Origin of the sequence: Aerococcus mictus (assembly GCF_003286595.3) — a bacterium.
GTDB classification, from domain to species: domain Bacteria; phylum Bacillota; class Bacilli; order Lactobacillales; family Aerococcaceae; genus Aerococcus; species Aerococcus mictus.
Genome location: NZ_CP132985.1, coordinates 1,566,659 through 1,582,100 on the forward strand (window position 1 = coordinate 1,566,659; position 15,442 = coordinate 1,582,100).

Annotated in this window: 8 protein-coding genes; all 8 read right to left on the minus strand. The window is 46.1% G+C overall.

What is annotated here, in order from left to right; genetic code table 11:
* Window positions 1-3: 3 nt before the first annotated feature.
* Window positions 4-8,166 (minus strand): collagen-flanked surface repeat-containing protein, encoded by an 8,163-nt coding sequence (locus tag DBT49_RS07165; protein ID WP_111872377.1) that lies wholly within the window; start codon window positions 8,164-8,166, stop codon window positions 4-6.
* A 500-nt stretch (window positions 8,167-8,666) separates the two neighbouring features.
* Window positions 8,667-9,629: a nucleoside hydrolase gene (locus tag DBT49_RS07170; RefSeq protein ID WP_070560396.1), complete on the minus strand. Its 963-nt coding sequence runs from the start codon at window positions 9,627-9,629 to the stop codon at window positions 8,667-8,669.
* A complete protein-coding gene (locus DBT49_RS07175) occupies window positions 9,610-10,290 on the minus strand; it encodes a DUF1868 domain-containing protein (protein WP_070560394.1) in 681 nt (226 codons plus the stop codon). The genes DBT49_RS07170 and DBT49_RS07175 overlap by 20 nt, the downstream gene beginning before the upstream one ends.
* 13 nt (window positions 10,291-10,303) lie before the next feature.
* Complete coding sequence (locus tag DBT49_RS07180; protein ID WP_070560392.1) at window positions 10,304-11,110, minus strand: hypothetical protein; 807 nt, start codon at window positions 11,108-11,110, stop codon at window positions 10,304-10,306.
* A gap of 70 nt (window positions 11,111-11,180) precedes the next feature.
* Window positions 11,181-12,488, minus strand: coding sequence for an ABC transporter substrate-binding protein (locus DBT49_RS07185; protein WP_070560391.1), 1,308 nt, complete (start codon window positions 12,486-12,488; stop codon window positions 11,181-11,183).
* Between the two features lie 26 nt (window positions 12,489-12,514).
* A complete protein-coding gene (locus DBT49_RS07190; protein WP_070560390.1) occupies window positions 12,515-13,690 on the minus strand; it encodes an ABC transporter ATP-binding protein in 1,176 nt (391 codons plus the stop codon).
* Between the two features lie 33 nt (window positions 13,691-13,723).
* On the minus strand, window positions 13,724-14,557 hold the full coding sequence (locus tag DBT49_RS07195; protein ID WP_070560388.1) for a carbohydrate ABC transporter permease: 834 nt from the start codon (window positions 14,555-14,557) through the stop codon (window positions 13,724-13,726).
* On the minus strand, window positions 14,547-15,422 hold the full coding sequence (locus DBT49_RS07200) for a carbohydrate ABC transporter permease (protein ID WP_064292961.1): 876 nt from the start codon (window positions 15,420-15,422) through the stop codon (window positions 14,547-14,549). The genes DBT49_RS07195 and DBT49_RS07200 overlap by 11 nt, the downstream gene beginning before the upstream one ends.
* Between the last annotated feature and the right edge of the window lie 20 nt (window positions 15,423-15,442).

The window sequence follows — 15,442 nt, forward strand, 5'->3', positions numbered from 1 at the left end:
GTCCTAGCTGGTGATTTCTGGAGACTTGCCGTCTTGACCGTCTTTCACATAGCTTTCATGAACAACAGTGCCGGTTTCTGGATCTTTGACAATAATCTTAGTGCCGGCTTGGTTGCCAGGGGTGTTAGGATCGAGGTCGTCAACGCGGCTTGCTTCAACGACTGGCGACTTGCCATCCTTACCGTCCTTCACAGAACCTTCTGCAACGGCTGGTTGAGTGGTGTCTGGCTTGCCAGTCTTAGGATCTACTGGGTAGAACTTAATCGTGGTCGTGCCATCTTGGCCCTTCTCAACGACTGGCGCAAAGCTCTTGCCATCGATACCGTTCTTACCGTCATTACCATCCTTACCGTTGACACCATCTTTGACGAAAGTTTCGCTGATGACCTTACCGGTTTCTGGATCTTTGACCGTAATCTTGGTACCTGGTTGATTATCTGGGGTATTTGGATCGGCATCTTCAACCCGAGTGCTTTCAACGACTGGCGACTTACCGTCCTTACCGTTCTTAACGGTAGTGGTAGAGTTCACGCTGCCGTCTGGGTTCTTGGTGGTGATGGTATGGGTACCGTCACCGTTGTCCTTCACTTCGACTATTGGAGACTTGCCATCTTGACCATCCTTACCATCGCGAACGAATTGGGCAGATACGACTTCATCGTCGGTGAACTTGCCGTCGTTGTTCTTGTCGAAGTAGTTGATGATCCAGCGGCCAGGCTCGCCGGCTGCATTTGGTCCTTCAACGACAGTAGTGTAGGCAGACTTGCCGTTTGCCCCGTCTTTGACTGCACCTTCTGCAACAGCTGGTTGGGTCGTGTCCGCTTTACCTGTCTTAGGATCAACTGGGTAGAACTTGATGGTCGTTGTGCCATCTTGACCTTTTTCTACAACTGGGGCAAAGGTCTTGCCGTCAACACCATCTTTGCCGTCCTTACCATCGCGAACGAATTGGGCAGATACGACTTCATCGTCGGTGAACTTACCGTCGCCGTTCTTATCGAAGTAGTTGATAATCCAGCGGCCTAGTTCATTGGCTGCATTTGGTCCTTCAACAACGGTAGTGTAGGCAGACTTACCGTCTTTGACTGCACCTTCTGCGACAGCTGGTTGGCTGGTGTCTGGCTGACCGGTCTTAGGATCTACTGGGTAGAACTTAATCGAGGTTGTACCGTCTGCACCCTTCTCAACAACTGGGGCGAAGGTCTTGCCGTCAGCACCGTCTTTAACTGTTCCTTCTGCAACAGCTGGTTGTTCAGTATCGGCCTTGCCAGTCTTAGGATTCACTGGGTAGAACTTGATAGAAGTTGTGCCGTCTTGGCCCTTCGTTACAACAGGAGCGTAAGTCTTGCCGTTTTGGCCGTCCTTGACTTCTGTTTCACTTGGCGTCCCGTCAACAACATTACCTTGAGCATCACGAACTTGTGGGGTCACCTTGATGATCACACCATCGTTAGCATCGTTACGACGTGTTTCAATCTTAGGACTGAGACCGTCCTTGCCATCCTTCACCTTGCCTTCTGCAACAGGGGCTTGAGTCGTGTCTGGCTGTTTAGTTTCTGGGTTAACTGGGTAGAACTTGATGGTGGTTTCGCCGTCTTTACCTTTTTCGAGGACTGGAGCGAAGGTCTTACCATCTTGGCCATCCTTGACGGTTCCTTCTGCTACGGCTGGTTGCGTTTGATCTGCTTTACCAGTTTCAGGGTTGACTGGATAGAACTTAATCGAGGTTGTACCGTCTGCGCCTTTTTCAAGAACAGGAGCATAGGTCTTACCGTCCTTACCGTCTTTCCCATCTTTACCGTTGCGGACAAATTGGGTGGAAACAATTTCGTCGTCGGTGAACTTGCCGTCGCCGTTCTTGTCGAAGTAGTTGATGATCCATTGGCCTGGTTCACCGGCTGCGTTTGGACCTTCAACAACCGTGGTGTAAGCGGACTTACCGTTGACACCATCTTTGACGGTTCCTTCTGCAACAGCTGGTTTGCTTTCATCAGCCTTACCGGTCTTAGGATCTACTGGGTAGAACTTGATGGTGGTTGTGCCATCTTCGCCCTTCTTAACGACTGGGGCGTAGCTCTGACCGTCGTTACCATCTTTGACAAAGCTTTCGCTGATGACCTTGTTAGTTTCTGGGTCTTTAACCGTCACCTTGGTGCCTGGTTGATTGCCTTCAGTTGTTGGATCGGCGTCTTCTACGCGGGTCGTTTCAACAACTGGGGTCTTACCATCGGTCCCCTTGTCACCTTTTTCACCTTTTTCGCCGTCTTTAACGAAGCTTTCGCTAATAACATTGCCGGTTTCTGGGTCTTTGACAGTGACCTTGGTGCCTGGTTGATTGCCTTCAGTCGTTGGATCGGCGTCTTCTACGCGGGTCGTTTCAACAACTGGGCTCTTGCCGTCTTGGCCATCCTTCACAGTACCTTCAGCAACAGCTGGTTGACTTTCATCCGCCTTGCCCGTTTCTGGATTCACTGGGTAGAACTTGATGGAGGTTGTGCCATCTGCACCTTTAGTGACAACAGGAGCAAAGGTCTTACCGTTTTCGCCGTTCTTACCGTCTTGACCTTTCTCACCTGGATCACCTTTTTCACCCTTGTCGCCTTTAGCGCCGTCTTTGACTTGGCCGGTGGCTACTGGGTCCTTGGTCGTATCAGCTTTACCCTCTGCATTAGCTGGGTAGAACTTAATGGTTGTTACGCCATTGTCACCCTTTTCAACGACTGGAACGTAGGTCTTACCGTTTTCGCCGTTCTTGCCGTCCTTAACTTCCGTTTCAGTTGGGGTACCGTCTACGACATTACCTTGGGCATCACGAACTTGTGGGGTCACCTTGATGATCACACCATCGTTAGTATCGTTGCGACGGGTTTCAACCTTAGGCGTTAGGCCGTCTTTACCGTCCTTAACTTCACCTATCGCAACAGGGTTCTGGGTCTTATCAGCCTCACCAGTCTTAGGATCTACTGGGTAGAATTTAATGGTCGTTACGCCATCTTTACCCTTTTCAACCACTGGCGCAAAGGTCTTGCCATCGATACCATCTGTGACGAAACTTTCGCTAATAACAGCCTTGGTTTCTGGATCTTTGACCACAATCTTAGTACCTGGTTGCTTGCCTTCAATACTTGGATCGGCATCTTCTACACGGCTGGTTTCAACGATTGGAGTCTTCCCATCTTTGACTTCACCAGTAGCGACTGGATCTTTGGTCTTGTCGGCTTGACCCTCTGCATTAGCTGGGTAGAACTTGATGGTGGTGACACCGTCTTTGCCCTTCTCAACAACTGGAACAAAGGTCTTACCGTCTGTACCGTTCTTGCCGTCTAGGCCTTTCTCACCTTGGTCACCTTTTTCACCCTTGTCGCCTTTAGCCCCGTCTTTGACTTGGCCGGTGGCTACTGGGTCCTTGGTCGTATCAGCTTTACCCTCTGCATTAGCTGGGTAGAACTTAATGGTTGTTTGTTTGTTAGGCTCATCGCGCTCAACAACTGGAACGTAAGTCTTGCCGTTTTCGCCATTCTTGCCGTCTTTAACTTCCGTTTCAGTTGGCGTACCGTCGACGACATTACCCTGGTCATCGCGAACTTGTGGGGTGACCTTGATGATGACACCATCGTTGGTATCGTTGCGGCGGGTTTCAACCTTAGGCGTTAAGCCGTCCTTACCGTTTTTCCCATCCTTAACTTCGCCAGTTGCGACAGGTTCTTGGGTCGTGTCTGGTTTCTTAGTTTCTGGGTTAACAGGATAGAACTTGATTGAAGTTGTGCCGTCTTCTCCCTTAGTGATAACTGGAGCATAGGTCTTACCATCTTGACCTGGGTCACCCTTGTCACCTTTAGCGCCGTCTTTGACTTGGCCTTCAGCGAATGGTTGCTTAGACTTGTCAGGTTGGCCCGTTTGAGGATCCACTGGGTAGAATTTGATGGTGGTGACGCCGTCTTTGCCTTTTTCAACGACTGGCGCGTAAGTCAGTCCATCCTTACCCTTGTCGCCTTTTTCACCTTTTTCGCCATCTTTAACGAAGCTTTCGCTCAAGACAGTCTTACCTTCAGGATCTTTAACCGTTACTTTGGTCCCTGGTTGGTCGCCGTCTGTGTTTGGATCAGCGTCGGCTACACGAGCGGTTTCAACGATTGGGCTCTTGCCGTCTTTACCAGGATCACCCTTGGCTCCGTCTTTAACTTCGCTGGTCACAGGGTCACCATTAACCACTTCACCCTGTTCATTGTAAGAACGTGGGGTCAGGGTAATGATCACGCCATCGTTAGTTGGGTTACGTTTAACATCCACTAATGGGGTTAAACCATCGCGGCCATTTTGACCTGGGTCACCTTTCTCACCCTTGTCACCCTTCACGCCATCTTTAACAAAGCTTTCGCTTAGGACTTCTTTGGTGACTGGATCTTTAATGGTGACTTTGGTGCCTGGTTGGTTACCATTTTCTTTAGGATCAGCGTCGTCCACACGAGTTGTTTCGATCAGTGGGGTTTTGCCATCCTTACCGTCGTTAACTTGACCAGTTGCGACAGGTTTTTGGCTCTTATCGGCTTCTCCTGTTGGGGTAGCTGGGTAGAACTTGATGGTTGTGACACCATTTTCGCCCTTCTCTACAACTGGAACAAAAGTCTTGCCGTCTGCACCGTCTTGGCCTTTTTCGCCTTGGGCACCTTGAGCACCTGTTGCGCCGGTCGCGCCAGTATCACCTTTTTCACCCTTTTCGCCATCTTTTACGACACCTTCAGCGATTGGCTTTTGAGCCTTATCTGCTGTGCCGTCTGCCTTGGCTGGGTAGAATTTAATGGTGGCTTGTTTGTTAGGCTCATCGCGCTCGACAACTGGAACGTAAGACTTGCCGTCTGCACCATCTTTACCCTTCTCACCTTGGGCGCCGGTTGCACCGGTTTCACCCTTTTCGCCGTCTTTTACGATACCTTCAGCGACAGGTTTTTGGGTCTTGTCGGCTGTGCCATCGGTATTAGCTGGGTAGAATTTGATGGTCGTTTGTTTGCCGGCCTCATCGCGTTCAACAACTGGAACGTAGGACTTGCCGTCGACACCATCTTTACCCTTCTCACCTTGGGCACCGGTCGCACCAGTTTCACCCTTTTCACCTTGAGGGCCTTGGATGCCTGGGTCGCCTTTTTCACCTTTAGCCCCGTCTTTAACTTGACCGGTTGCGATCGGTTGTTGGTCTTTATCAGGCGTGCCATCTTTTTTGGCTGGGTAGAACTTGATATGGGTAATACCATCAGTCCCTTTTTCAACAACGGGAACATAGGTCTTGCCGTCAGTACCAGGAGCACCATCTTTAACTTCGCTAGTGGTTGGCGTCCCGTTTTCAGGTTGACCTTGGGCATTGTAGTGACGTGGCGTTACGGTGATGATAACCCCATCGTTAGCGTCATTACGACGAACATCAACCAGTGGGCTTAAGCCGTCACGGCCGTCCTTACCTGGAGTACCTTGAGCACCTGGGTCGCCTTTTTCGCCTTGTTCACCCTTAGGCCCTTGTGCGCCGGTATCACCTTTTGGACCTTGGGCGCCGGTTGCTCCGGTTTCACCTTTGTCACCTTTAGGACCAGCGATACCTTGTGGGCCTTGAGGTCCAACTTCACCGCGTTCGCCTTTTTCACCGTCTTTAACAGTACCTTTAGCGACTGGCTCTTTACTTGTATCAGCAGAACCATCTGGATTTGCTGGGTAGAACTTGATGGTAGTTTCTTTCTTAGCTTCGTCGCGGCTTACAACTGGAACGAAAGATTTACCATCTTCGCCCTTGGCACCTTGAGCACCTGTTGCGCCGGTAGCGCCAGTCTCACCCTTGTCACCCTTAGCGCCGTCTTGACCGTCTTTAACGATGCCAGTTGCGACAGGGTTTTTAGTGGTGTCAGCAGAACCGTCTGGATTTGCTGGATAGAACTTAATGGTAGTTTCTTTCTTAGTTTCATCGCGGTCAACGACTGGAACGTAAGTCTTACCGTCTTCGCCCTTTTCACCCTTAGCGCCTTGTGGTCCGGCTACGCCTGGATCACCTTTCTCACCTTTCTCACCTTTTGGACCTTGAGGACCGGCAACACCTTGTTCACCTTTTGGACCTTGTTGGCCATCATAGACGAAAGTTTCATTTAAGGTTCTTCCAGTTGCAGGATCAGTTACGATTACCTTAGTCCCTGGGCGACCATCTTTTTCACCACGTTGGGTTGAAATTTGAGGGGTCCGACCGTCACGAGGAACGATGGTCTTACCTGGGCGACTAGTCCGGTTACCGTCTTGAACTACAGCTGAAATAATGTCCCCTTCATGTAGTTTTGGAACGGTGATTGTAAAGTTCCCTCGATTGTCTGTACGTGTAGGATACGTATTATTGCCAATAGTAACGACAATATCCTTATTCGGTTCAGCTAAACCACTAACTGTATTATCTCCTGATAGACGAGGTTCAACTACTGGAGGTTCGATTGGTAATTTTTGACCTTCAGGTAGGCCTACCCCGAGTAGGAACTCAGCGTCTACTGGTGGTTTTTCAATTTCGGTACGTGTTCCAATCTCACCAAGATCAACGCCCTTATAGGTACGGATGGTCTTGATATGCTTGGTAATCCCTTTTTCCCCAGCCTTGACTTCTCTAGTTTCACCAATAGGCAATTCTGTTGAAGTTTTGTACTTAGTTTGGAAATTAATTGGTGTTCGTTCTACTTTTTCACGAGTACCGAAGTTAATATCTGGGTTAAAGTCACCTTGTTGAGTACGAGTGTTGTAGAAATAATTGTGACGAGACGCTGGGTCCACATTTGCTGTACCTGCAGCACCCATAGCTGAGTTAAACATCCCAATGGTAGTCTTATAGTCTAACTTACCATTCCAATCCTTTACAGGAACGGAGAATTTATAAACCAATGGGTAACCGTTCTTAACGTCATAGTTACTTAAAGAATAGTCCGTACCCATCGATAAACCAGCATACCCAGTGGCTGCCCCACTTTTCATTTGAACAGTTCTAGGTTGGCGGGATCTATTTCCTGGAACGCTAGCTTGAGCTGGAATACCGACTGCTGGATTATAGTTGAAGCCGCTACCTAGTTCAATCCCGAAACGAGGTTGGTGGTTAACCGATCCCCCTAATTGGGCTACCGCTTTTGGATCCAAGCGATAAGTCAATTCAAAATCAACCTTATTGGCTGCTCGATTAGGAACTGCTTTTAAGGTGTAATGAGCATTATTTGTTCCATCCGATCCATGGACAATCCCATCCCCTTGATGGGTAATCGGTGTATTCGCATTCCCTAAGGCAACAGGGGCTCCCCCAACCCGAACTTCAGTCGGTGTTTCATGTGCGGCATAGAAGGCAAAGCCTGTACGGCGTTTGTCGCCTGCGTATTGAACGCCGGCCTTGGAGACTTCTTCCATCAACTGACGGCCGTTGCTGACTTTAGATAAATCAACGTTCTTAACGATCCCTTCGATCTCTTCGTCGGTATAGATGTCCTTGAGTTCTGTTCTAAGCGCTTCTTGAGGGTTAGCTGCCCCTAAGATGCTCTTAGCTAAACGGTCGAGGCCTGCATCACGGGCAGCTTCTGCAGAAGCGCCTGGAATTTCAGCTCCTTCAGCTGCCGCATAGTTACCTGCTTGGCTTTGAGGAGTTTCTTTTTTGTCTGACAATTCACCCACTTCTGGAGACACAGTGTCAGCTGCTTTTTCTTCTTTATTTTCTTTAGCCTGATCAGCTTCAGCTGGGCTTTGAGCCTTGTCTTCAGCTGCTGGCGCTTCTGTTGCTTCCTCTGCCTTAGCTGGAGCTTCCTCAACAGGTGCTACTTCTGTTGCTGGAGCGACTTCAGCCGCTGGGGCTGGTTCTGTTTCAGCCTTATCGCTAACAGAATCTGCTGGAGCATTTGCTTCAACTTTTTCTACATTTTCACTCTTAGCGGCATTTTCCAGTATGGCACTGGTGTCAGCCGTAAGCGTGTGGGCAGAATCTGCTGGAAGTGAGCTTTCTTCTGTGTGAGCTTCATCAGCGGCAGCGCGAACTACCGAAGCGTCTCCCATAAAGAGTAAACCCACAGCAACAGCGACTGAGGCCACTCCTATATTTAAACGTTTGATGCTGTAGCGGTAATAGCGATTGCTATTTTTCTCCCGTAACAGCTTAAAATTATTTTTTCCTACCATTTTTTCAACTACTTTCTCTATAGCTAGCTAATTAACGTCACATTTTCTATTGGGTCGGGTGACAGTAAAAGTTTTACCTTGCCAGTTAAGCAAAAAAATTTAAGGTTTACTAGGTCAATTAGGTATTTTTAATAAAAAAACATTTTTGTACTCAAATTATTATTTTATAAAAAAATCGATAAATCGCCAAATAACAGCGTTTATCGATAATTAACTAATTTTTATTTAATAATCGTAAAGATCGAATGTACAATTTCTTGTATTTTTTAACTAGATTGGATGTCCTTTAATACACAAAAAATGTAATAATTTGTTCCATATATTATAAAAAACTGATAAATTGCCTACATATTGAGACGCTATTATACATATTTGTACTTATCAAAATACAATCAACAGGTACAAAAATAATATTTATAAAATGTAGAATAGAAAAAGCCCTCTGGACTGTCTTATAAAAAAGAGAGTCTAGAGGGCTCGATGGATTACTTATATAGTATTTATGTAGGGAGTTTTGCTTCCAAATTGCTAAATGCCTCCATAAGCTGATTAAAATAACGGTCGCGATTAATTTTCATCACTACTCGCGCATTAGTCACTTGATCGAAACGTCCCTCCAAGTCAGCCACACAGAGTCCCTGAACCAAGTCACTGTCTGTCACAATGGTCATGGAAGTCAAGGGTGCTTCCTCCACAAAGTCAGGGTCATAATAGACCATAAAAGCCATGACATCATGGATAACACAGCCGGGTAAGCTCTCCCGCTCTTGGTAGGTTTTGATCTGACCGTCAAATAAGGCGTGAAAGAGACGGGCTAATTTAGGAAAGTTTTGCTCAATTTTTCCAATAATTTCAGGGCTAAAGACCGCCTGGTAACTGGCATCCAAACCACACATGGTAATTGGATTTTGAGGACCAAATTGTTGATAGACCTTCTGGGCCGAATGAGCGTCATAGCCATAGTTAAATTCCGTCACCGGCGTCAGCTTACCTTTGTGGATGCCACCGCCCATAGAATAGACCTGACCCAAGTTATTAACTAAGTCGGACTCTTTTTCCAGACAGCGTCCTAAATTCGTTAACGGCCCTAGGGTCAAAATATCTACCTTTTTAGGATTAGCCTTAACCGCTCGGATAATAAAATCAACCGCACTTTCCTCAGCGAGTAAGGCTTTATTGGCTGGAAGGTCCAAAGTTCCCATTCCTCCACCTCCGTGATAGGCCTGGCGCTGGCTCGCTTTAATGACCGGATTCTTGCTGGTATAGACTGAACCAGAGTACACCGGGGTGTTTAAACCTAGATAGTTTACCAAGCTAGTGGCATTGGCGTTAATCTGGTCTAAGGGCTGGTTTCCCTGAACCGTTGTGAGGCCAAGGACTTCGATATCAGGCTGAGTAAGGGCGAGTAAGATAGCTAGGCTGTCATCCGTACCGGGATCGGTATCAATAATCACTTGTCGCATACTTGCCTCCTGGGTAAGTACCACTATTGAGCAAAGGGTGAAAGGCTAACATATCTTCATAGAAGGCCAGGTCTGGCTGGGGTAAGAGAAAGGGTTCTAGTTTTAAGAGTTCGCCTTCTAGTTGCTGGCAGATATCAGTGATAGCCGAACTCTCCTCTCCTAAAAGATAGGATAAGCTCATATGAAACTGATAATCCTCTTCCAAGGGCAGTTGAAAGGCATCCGCCAGTTGCCGGCGGTAATTGTCTAAGCGGTGGTAACTATCCACATCACTAGGCTCTAGGAGAATAGCTTGGGGAATCAATCTCGTTACCTGCATTTTTATATTTTGCGGTTTAGCTACCTGGTTAAACCGTTGCAAGAGAGCCTGTTTGATCTTTTGCCGGGAGTAAGTTTTCGGTAAGAAAGCGGGCCATTTGTCTGTTCCCTGGTCACGCTCCTTAAAGAGACCAAGGACAGTAATATGAAAACTAGACGGAGGTAAGAGGGCCAGTTTGTCTCGGTCTTCCTGTGGCAAAGTAGAAAAAGTTGCTTGTACCTGCTTTCCATAAGCGACGATGTCATCCATCGCCTCATTAGCAAAGGAAATCACCGTATAGCCCGGATTAGAGATGACTTGACCAGTCTTAGTAAATTTATCTTGCGGGTTGTTAATTTCCATAAGTATTTCCTTCCTAAGTCACAATGAATTCGACATAACAACGGTCGTCAAAACTGTTATAGCGGAGATTGAGCCCCTTAGTAGAGAGAAAGTCGCGACACATTTGTGGATCTTTAGTCAGTATCGCTTCTAGGTAGGACTCAGTAGCAGTAAAATCTTCCTTAATCTCTGGGTAACCATCACTCGTTAAGGTGACCTGATCCCCCGCATGAACGGGAATGACCTGAATTAAGGAAGCAGGGATCGCTTCCCCATTGATCACTGCATAGCCATATGGCGTATCATCTTGATTAGCAAAGCAAGTGGCTTGGATAATCCAAGGCAGGATCACTTCCCGGCCCGGATCCTGGGTCTGGTCAGCTCCCTGGTCTGCTTCAATGGCTAGTACCAATGAGCGCATCTGACTTAAGACCTCATCAGATAACTTGGCCTGGTAATAATTCTTACCATTTACCCGGGCTTGACAGTCCCCCACCAGGAAAATTTTACCCAAATAACGGCTGTATAGGGCCATAACAGCCTGAAGACCATATTCTCCCCGGTCTAAATTGAAAGTAACATCTTGGTAGAACTTGTTAATGGCGGCGTTGATAGCCGCTAAAATGTCTTCCAATTGGGCTTCTTTTGGCAATTCTTTCAGAGCCTCTTTAATAAGTTGGCTGGCTAATTGACCTGTGGTTTTTCCCTGGTAGTGAAAGTTCGATTTGGAACTCACCCCATCGATCACAGCCACATAGTCTTCGTTGATAAAATAAGTATCTTCACAGAGCCCTTGGTCGGGGTGCTTGCCCTGGATAAATTTCTTAATGACTTTAACCATATTATCCCCCTTGCATAAATTGGCGAAAAAAGCTGGAGCATCCCCTTGCCCCAGCTTTCACTTAATCAGACTAGTTTAATAATTCATTAATTTCATCTTCTGCTTTAGGCAGTTCTTCAGAAGCAGACACACCAGTAAAGATCCGGTCACGGGCATCTCTGAATTTCTCCGAAGCTTGTAAACCATTGGTCCCTGGGAAGGATGAGAATGGTACTAAGTCTTCCATTTGACCATAAGAGGTTTGATACATTTGATCTTCTTCAATCAATTTCTTCAAGGTATCATTTTCAGTTGCATCGGTCGTTGGTGGGAGGTAACCAGTCCCTTCGTCCCAAATAGCGATGTTGTCTGGTTCAAAGAGGAACTTAATAAATTTCCAAGACGCTTCTTGTTCAGCTTTATCTTGAGCAGTTACGGCTAAGAATGAACCCCCAGCCGGAATAGCACGTTCCTTGTCCCCAAAGCTTGGTAGTGGAATAGCTTTAGCATTGAAGCTGGCGTTACGGGTAATGTTACCACGTTGGGCAATAGTAGAGTTAGTCATAGCCACGTCACCAGTAATGAATGATTGTTGGCCGTCAGCAGTTTGTCCATTAAAGACATAACCTTCTTCAATGCCTTTTGCCCATAAGCCCATAGCTTCAATGGATTCATCAGAACCGATGGCTGTCTTGCCATCATCAGTAACCACTTTACCCCCGTTGGATTCAATTAATTGTTGGGAAGTCCAGTTGTCGTTGGATTGGTCAATGTTTAAACCATATTTCCCGGTTTTATCTTTAACCGTTTTTGCGGCTTCAAATAAGTCTTCATAGGTCTTGATTTCATCAGGGTTCACGCCAGCTTCTGCAAGGAGGTCTTCATTGACGAAGATAACCGCAGTGGAAGCAGAGTAAGGAAATCCGAGAACTTCCCCTTCTAAGTTCTTAGCGAGGTTGGTGAATTCATCATGGAACTTGGTATCCATATAGTCTTTATCTTCTTCAGCCGCATACTTGTCAATCAACTCAGCGGGTTTCATGGATTCAAAGTTCTCATCGAAGTATTCCCGGTAAGCCCAACCAATTTGGACCACAGCTGGGTATTTCTTCGCCGCTGCTTGGGTTTGGAGGTTCTTCATCAAACCAACGTATAAACCTTCATTATACACAGGGGTCACGTGAACTTCATCTTGGGACTCATTGAATTTATCCACTAATTCTTTAACTTGTTGGCCCCCTTGGGTATCAGCATTACCATGCCAATATTCAATTTCAATCGGGCCGTCGCCCCCACCATTGTTACTTGCGGATTCTGAACCCCCATTGCCACAGGCTGCAAGGGAGAGTCCAGCCAAGAGAGCCATGGCTCCCTTGAAGATTCTATTTTTTAATGACATCCTTCTTTAACCCTCTTTCTATATTATTATTTTTTATTAGCTGTTGGAACTTTGGGCTCTTCTGCTCCGATCGGTAGTGGTTTTTGACCAGCAGATAAGCGCTTGGCATTTAGAATATTTTCTGGATAGCCAATGGAATTCGTGGTATCGACATCAAAGAAATGTAAGTCATACTTTTCAAATTCCATATAAATCGGGTCCCCTGGATCAGCCAGGCGGATTTGGGTTAAGACCACCATGGTTTCGCCAGCGATATCTACATAATTAGCGTAGTTAGCTCCTTGGTTTTCAACATGGCTGACTACCCCAGTGAAGGTGGTCTCTGTAGGATTTACAGTCACCTTGATCGCTTCTGGACGAATACCCACCTTGAGGTTGCGATAGTTACCTGCTTCAATATATTCTACCCATTCAGGGGCTAGAGGGGCCGATTGCTCATGGATAAAGAGCCGGCCATCCTTGTAGGAACTGTTATCAAAGATATTCATCGGTGGGTTCCCAATAAAGCGGGCGGTAAAGATATTAGCCGGGGTATGGTAAATATTTTCCGGTGAATCGATTTGCTGTAATTCCCCAAAGTTCAACAGAGCAATCCGGTCTGCGAAGGTCATGGCCTCGATTTGGTCGTGAGTCACGTAAATCATGGTTTGTTGATAACGTCTATGAATATCCACTAAGGACTCACGGGCAGAAACCCGTAACTTAGCATCTAAGTTAGATAGGGGTTCGTCTAAAAGGAAGACATCACTATCTTTCACTGTGGCGCGGGCTAGAGCTACCCGTTGCCGTTGCCCACCAGATAATTCGGCGGGTTTACGTTGTAAATATTTTTCTAAGTCTAAGGCATCCACTACTTCATTGACCCGGTTATCGATCCGGTCTTTAGGAACCTTGTTAACCTTAAGGCCATAAGTGATGTTGTCATAAACATTCATATGGGGATAAAGGGCATAGTTTTGGAAAACCATGGCTACATTACGGTCTCCAGGAGCCACTTCATTCACCTTTTGTTCGTCAAACATCAAATTACCATCCGTAATTTCTTCAAAGCCGGCAATCATCCGCAAGATGGTGGACTTCCCACAACCAGATGGGCCGAGTAAAACTAAACGCTCACCCTCTTCAACTGAGAAGCTCATGTCTTCCATGATGACGGTATCGCCGTAAGCTTTTTTGATGTTATCTAATAAGATTCTAGTCATTACTTTTTTTACACTCCTTACTTTGTCGCTAATCTATTTAATACCGGCTGAGGTGAAGGTACCGATAATGTATTTTTGGAATACCAGGTAGAGTAATAGCGGGATACTCATGGTAATCACGGATATTGCCATGGCAACGGTAAAGTCAGTACCACCTTCTGCCGACATAAAGAGTTGTAAGGCCAGTGGTAAGGTAAAGTTTTCTTCGGTTTTTAAGAAGAGGGATGGCCATACAAATTCGTTCCAGGAATTGATAAAGAACCAAATCCCCGTCGAAGTCAATTGCGGACGAATCAAAGGCACAATGATATCCTTCATAATCCGCCAGTCAGAGATATTATCCAACTTGGCCACTTCAATCAGTGAATACGGGATATTTCGCATGGCTTGGTTCATCAATAAGATCCCGGTCGCATCAGCAACTAAGGGGAAGACTACCCCAAAAATATTGTCTCCCAGTCCCATTCGGTTAATCATGAGGTAGTTAGGAATCATGGTTACCGTAAAGGGAATAAAGATGGAAGAAATAAAGAGAAAATAGGATGATTTCTTCGCTCTAAAGTCAAAGTAGACAAAGGCATAGGCAGCTAAGAAGGAAATCACTAACTTAGCCACCGTTACAGTTGTGGCGATGGTAAAGGTATTCATCACGATTCGAAGTAAGGGCAAGCGGTCCATCAACTTGATGTAGTTATCAAAGACCGGTTGCAAAGGGATAAAGGCTAGGACATTGTCATAAACATCCGGTAGTCGTCTCAGTGAGGTTCCCAATGCAAATAAGATTGGCATTAACCAAACGATCACGATAAGAATGAAGACAATGGTCCAAATAACATTACTTGCGCTCCACTTTCCCCTAGTTTGCATAGTAGACACCCCTTTCGCTGAACTTGAAGTTCAAGAACAGTAAGATAGAAAAGAGTAATAAGGTCACTATGGACATGGCTGCCGAATAGCCGGTTTGGAAAAGAACAAAGGCATTCTTATAGGACTCATAAATCAAGTTGGATGAGGCGTTGTCAGGTCCTCCAGAGGTAATGACCGAAATCGGGGTATAAACGTATTGGAGACCGGTAACAATGGTCATAATGAATACGTATAGACCGGTTGAGGAGGACATGGGAACAACAATATCCTTGAAGACGCGCCAGGAAGGAATTTTATCCAAACGCGCGCTTTCAATGACTTCATTATCAATCCCTGAAATAGCTGCATAGAGAGTAATAAAGTTATAACCAAAAACCTTCCAAGCCGTAATGTAACAAATAACCACAATCACCAGGCTTTGGGAGGTTGACCAATTAGGGAGGTTAATCCCGACAAAGCCTAATAATTTAGCCACTGGTCCTGAGGTTGGGTTCAGAATCCAGTTGTAAACGATTGATCCAACCACCATTGAAATAAATGAAGGTAGGAAAAATGCGGATTTAAAGAAGTCTTTGAATTTTGGAATTAAGAAATGAAGCACAAAGGCAATCACATAAGGGACAGCAAAGTTAACCACTAACAAGATAAGAATATAGACCACGGTATTCCATAAGATCTTATAAGTTAGGGGGTCAGTAAACAAAGTGATGTAATTGTCAAAGCCTACAAATGTCTTCTTAGGACTGACCATATTCCATTCAAAGAAACTCAAATATAAAGTATAGAGTGTAGGCCAAGCTACAAATATACCAAAAATGAGAATGGCTGGTAGTAGATACCATAGCGGTTTATAACGCTCTTTCATATTTCCTCACCTTCTAAATA

What these genes read in the sequence shown, in the direction of transcription:
- DBT49_RS07165 (WP_111872377.1), bottom strand. Translation starts at nt 8,166, where the DNA reads ATGGTAGGAAAAAATAATTTTAAGCTGTTACGGGAGAAAAATAGCAAT.
- DBT49_RS07170 (WP_070560396.1), bottom strand. Translation starts at nt 9,629, where the DNA reads ATGCGACAAGTGATTATTGATACCGATCCCGGTACGGATGACAGCCTA.
- DBT49_RS07175 (WP_070560394.1), bottom strand. Translation starts at nt 10,290, where the DNA reads ATGGAAATTAACAACCCGCAAGATAAATTTACTAAGACTGGTCAAGTC.
- DBT49_RS07180 (WP_070560392.1), bottom strand. Translation starts at nt 11,110, where the DNA reads ATGGTTAAAGTCATTAAGAAATTTATCCAGGGCAAGCACCCCGACCAA.
- DBT49_RS07185 (WP_070560391.1), bottom strand. Translation starts at nt 12,488, where the DNA reads ATGTCATTAAAAAATAGAATCTTCAAGGGAGCCATGGCTCTCTTGGCT.
- DBT49_RS07190 (WP_070560390.1), bottom strand. Translation starts at nt 13,690, where the DNA reads ATGACTAGAATCTTATTAGATAACATCAAAAAAGCTTACGGCGATACC.
- DBT49_RS07195 (WP_070560388.1), bottom strand. Translation starts at nt 14,557, where the DNA reads ATGCAAACTAGGGGAAAGTGGAGCGCAAGTAATGTTATTTGGACCATT.
- DBT49_RS07200 (WP_064292961.1), bottom strand. Translation starts at nt 15,422, where the DNA reads ATGAAAGAGCGTTATAAACCGCTATGGTATCTACTACCAGCCATTCTC.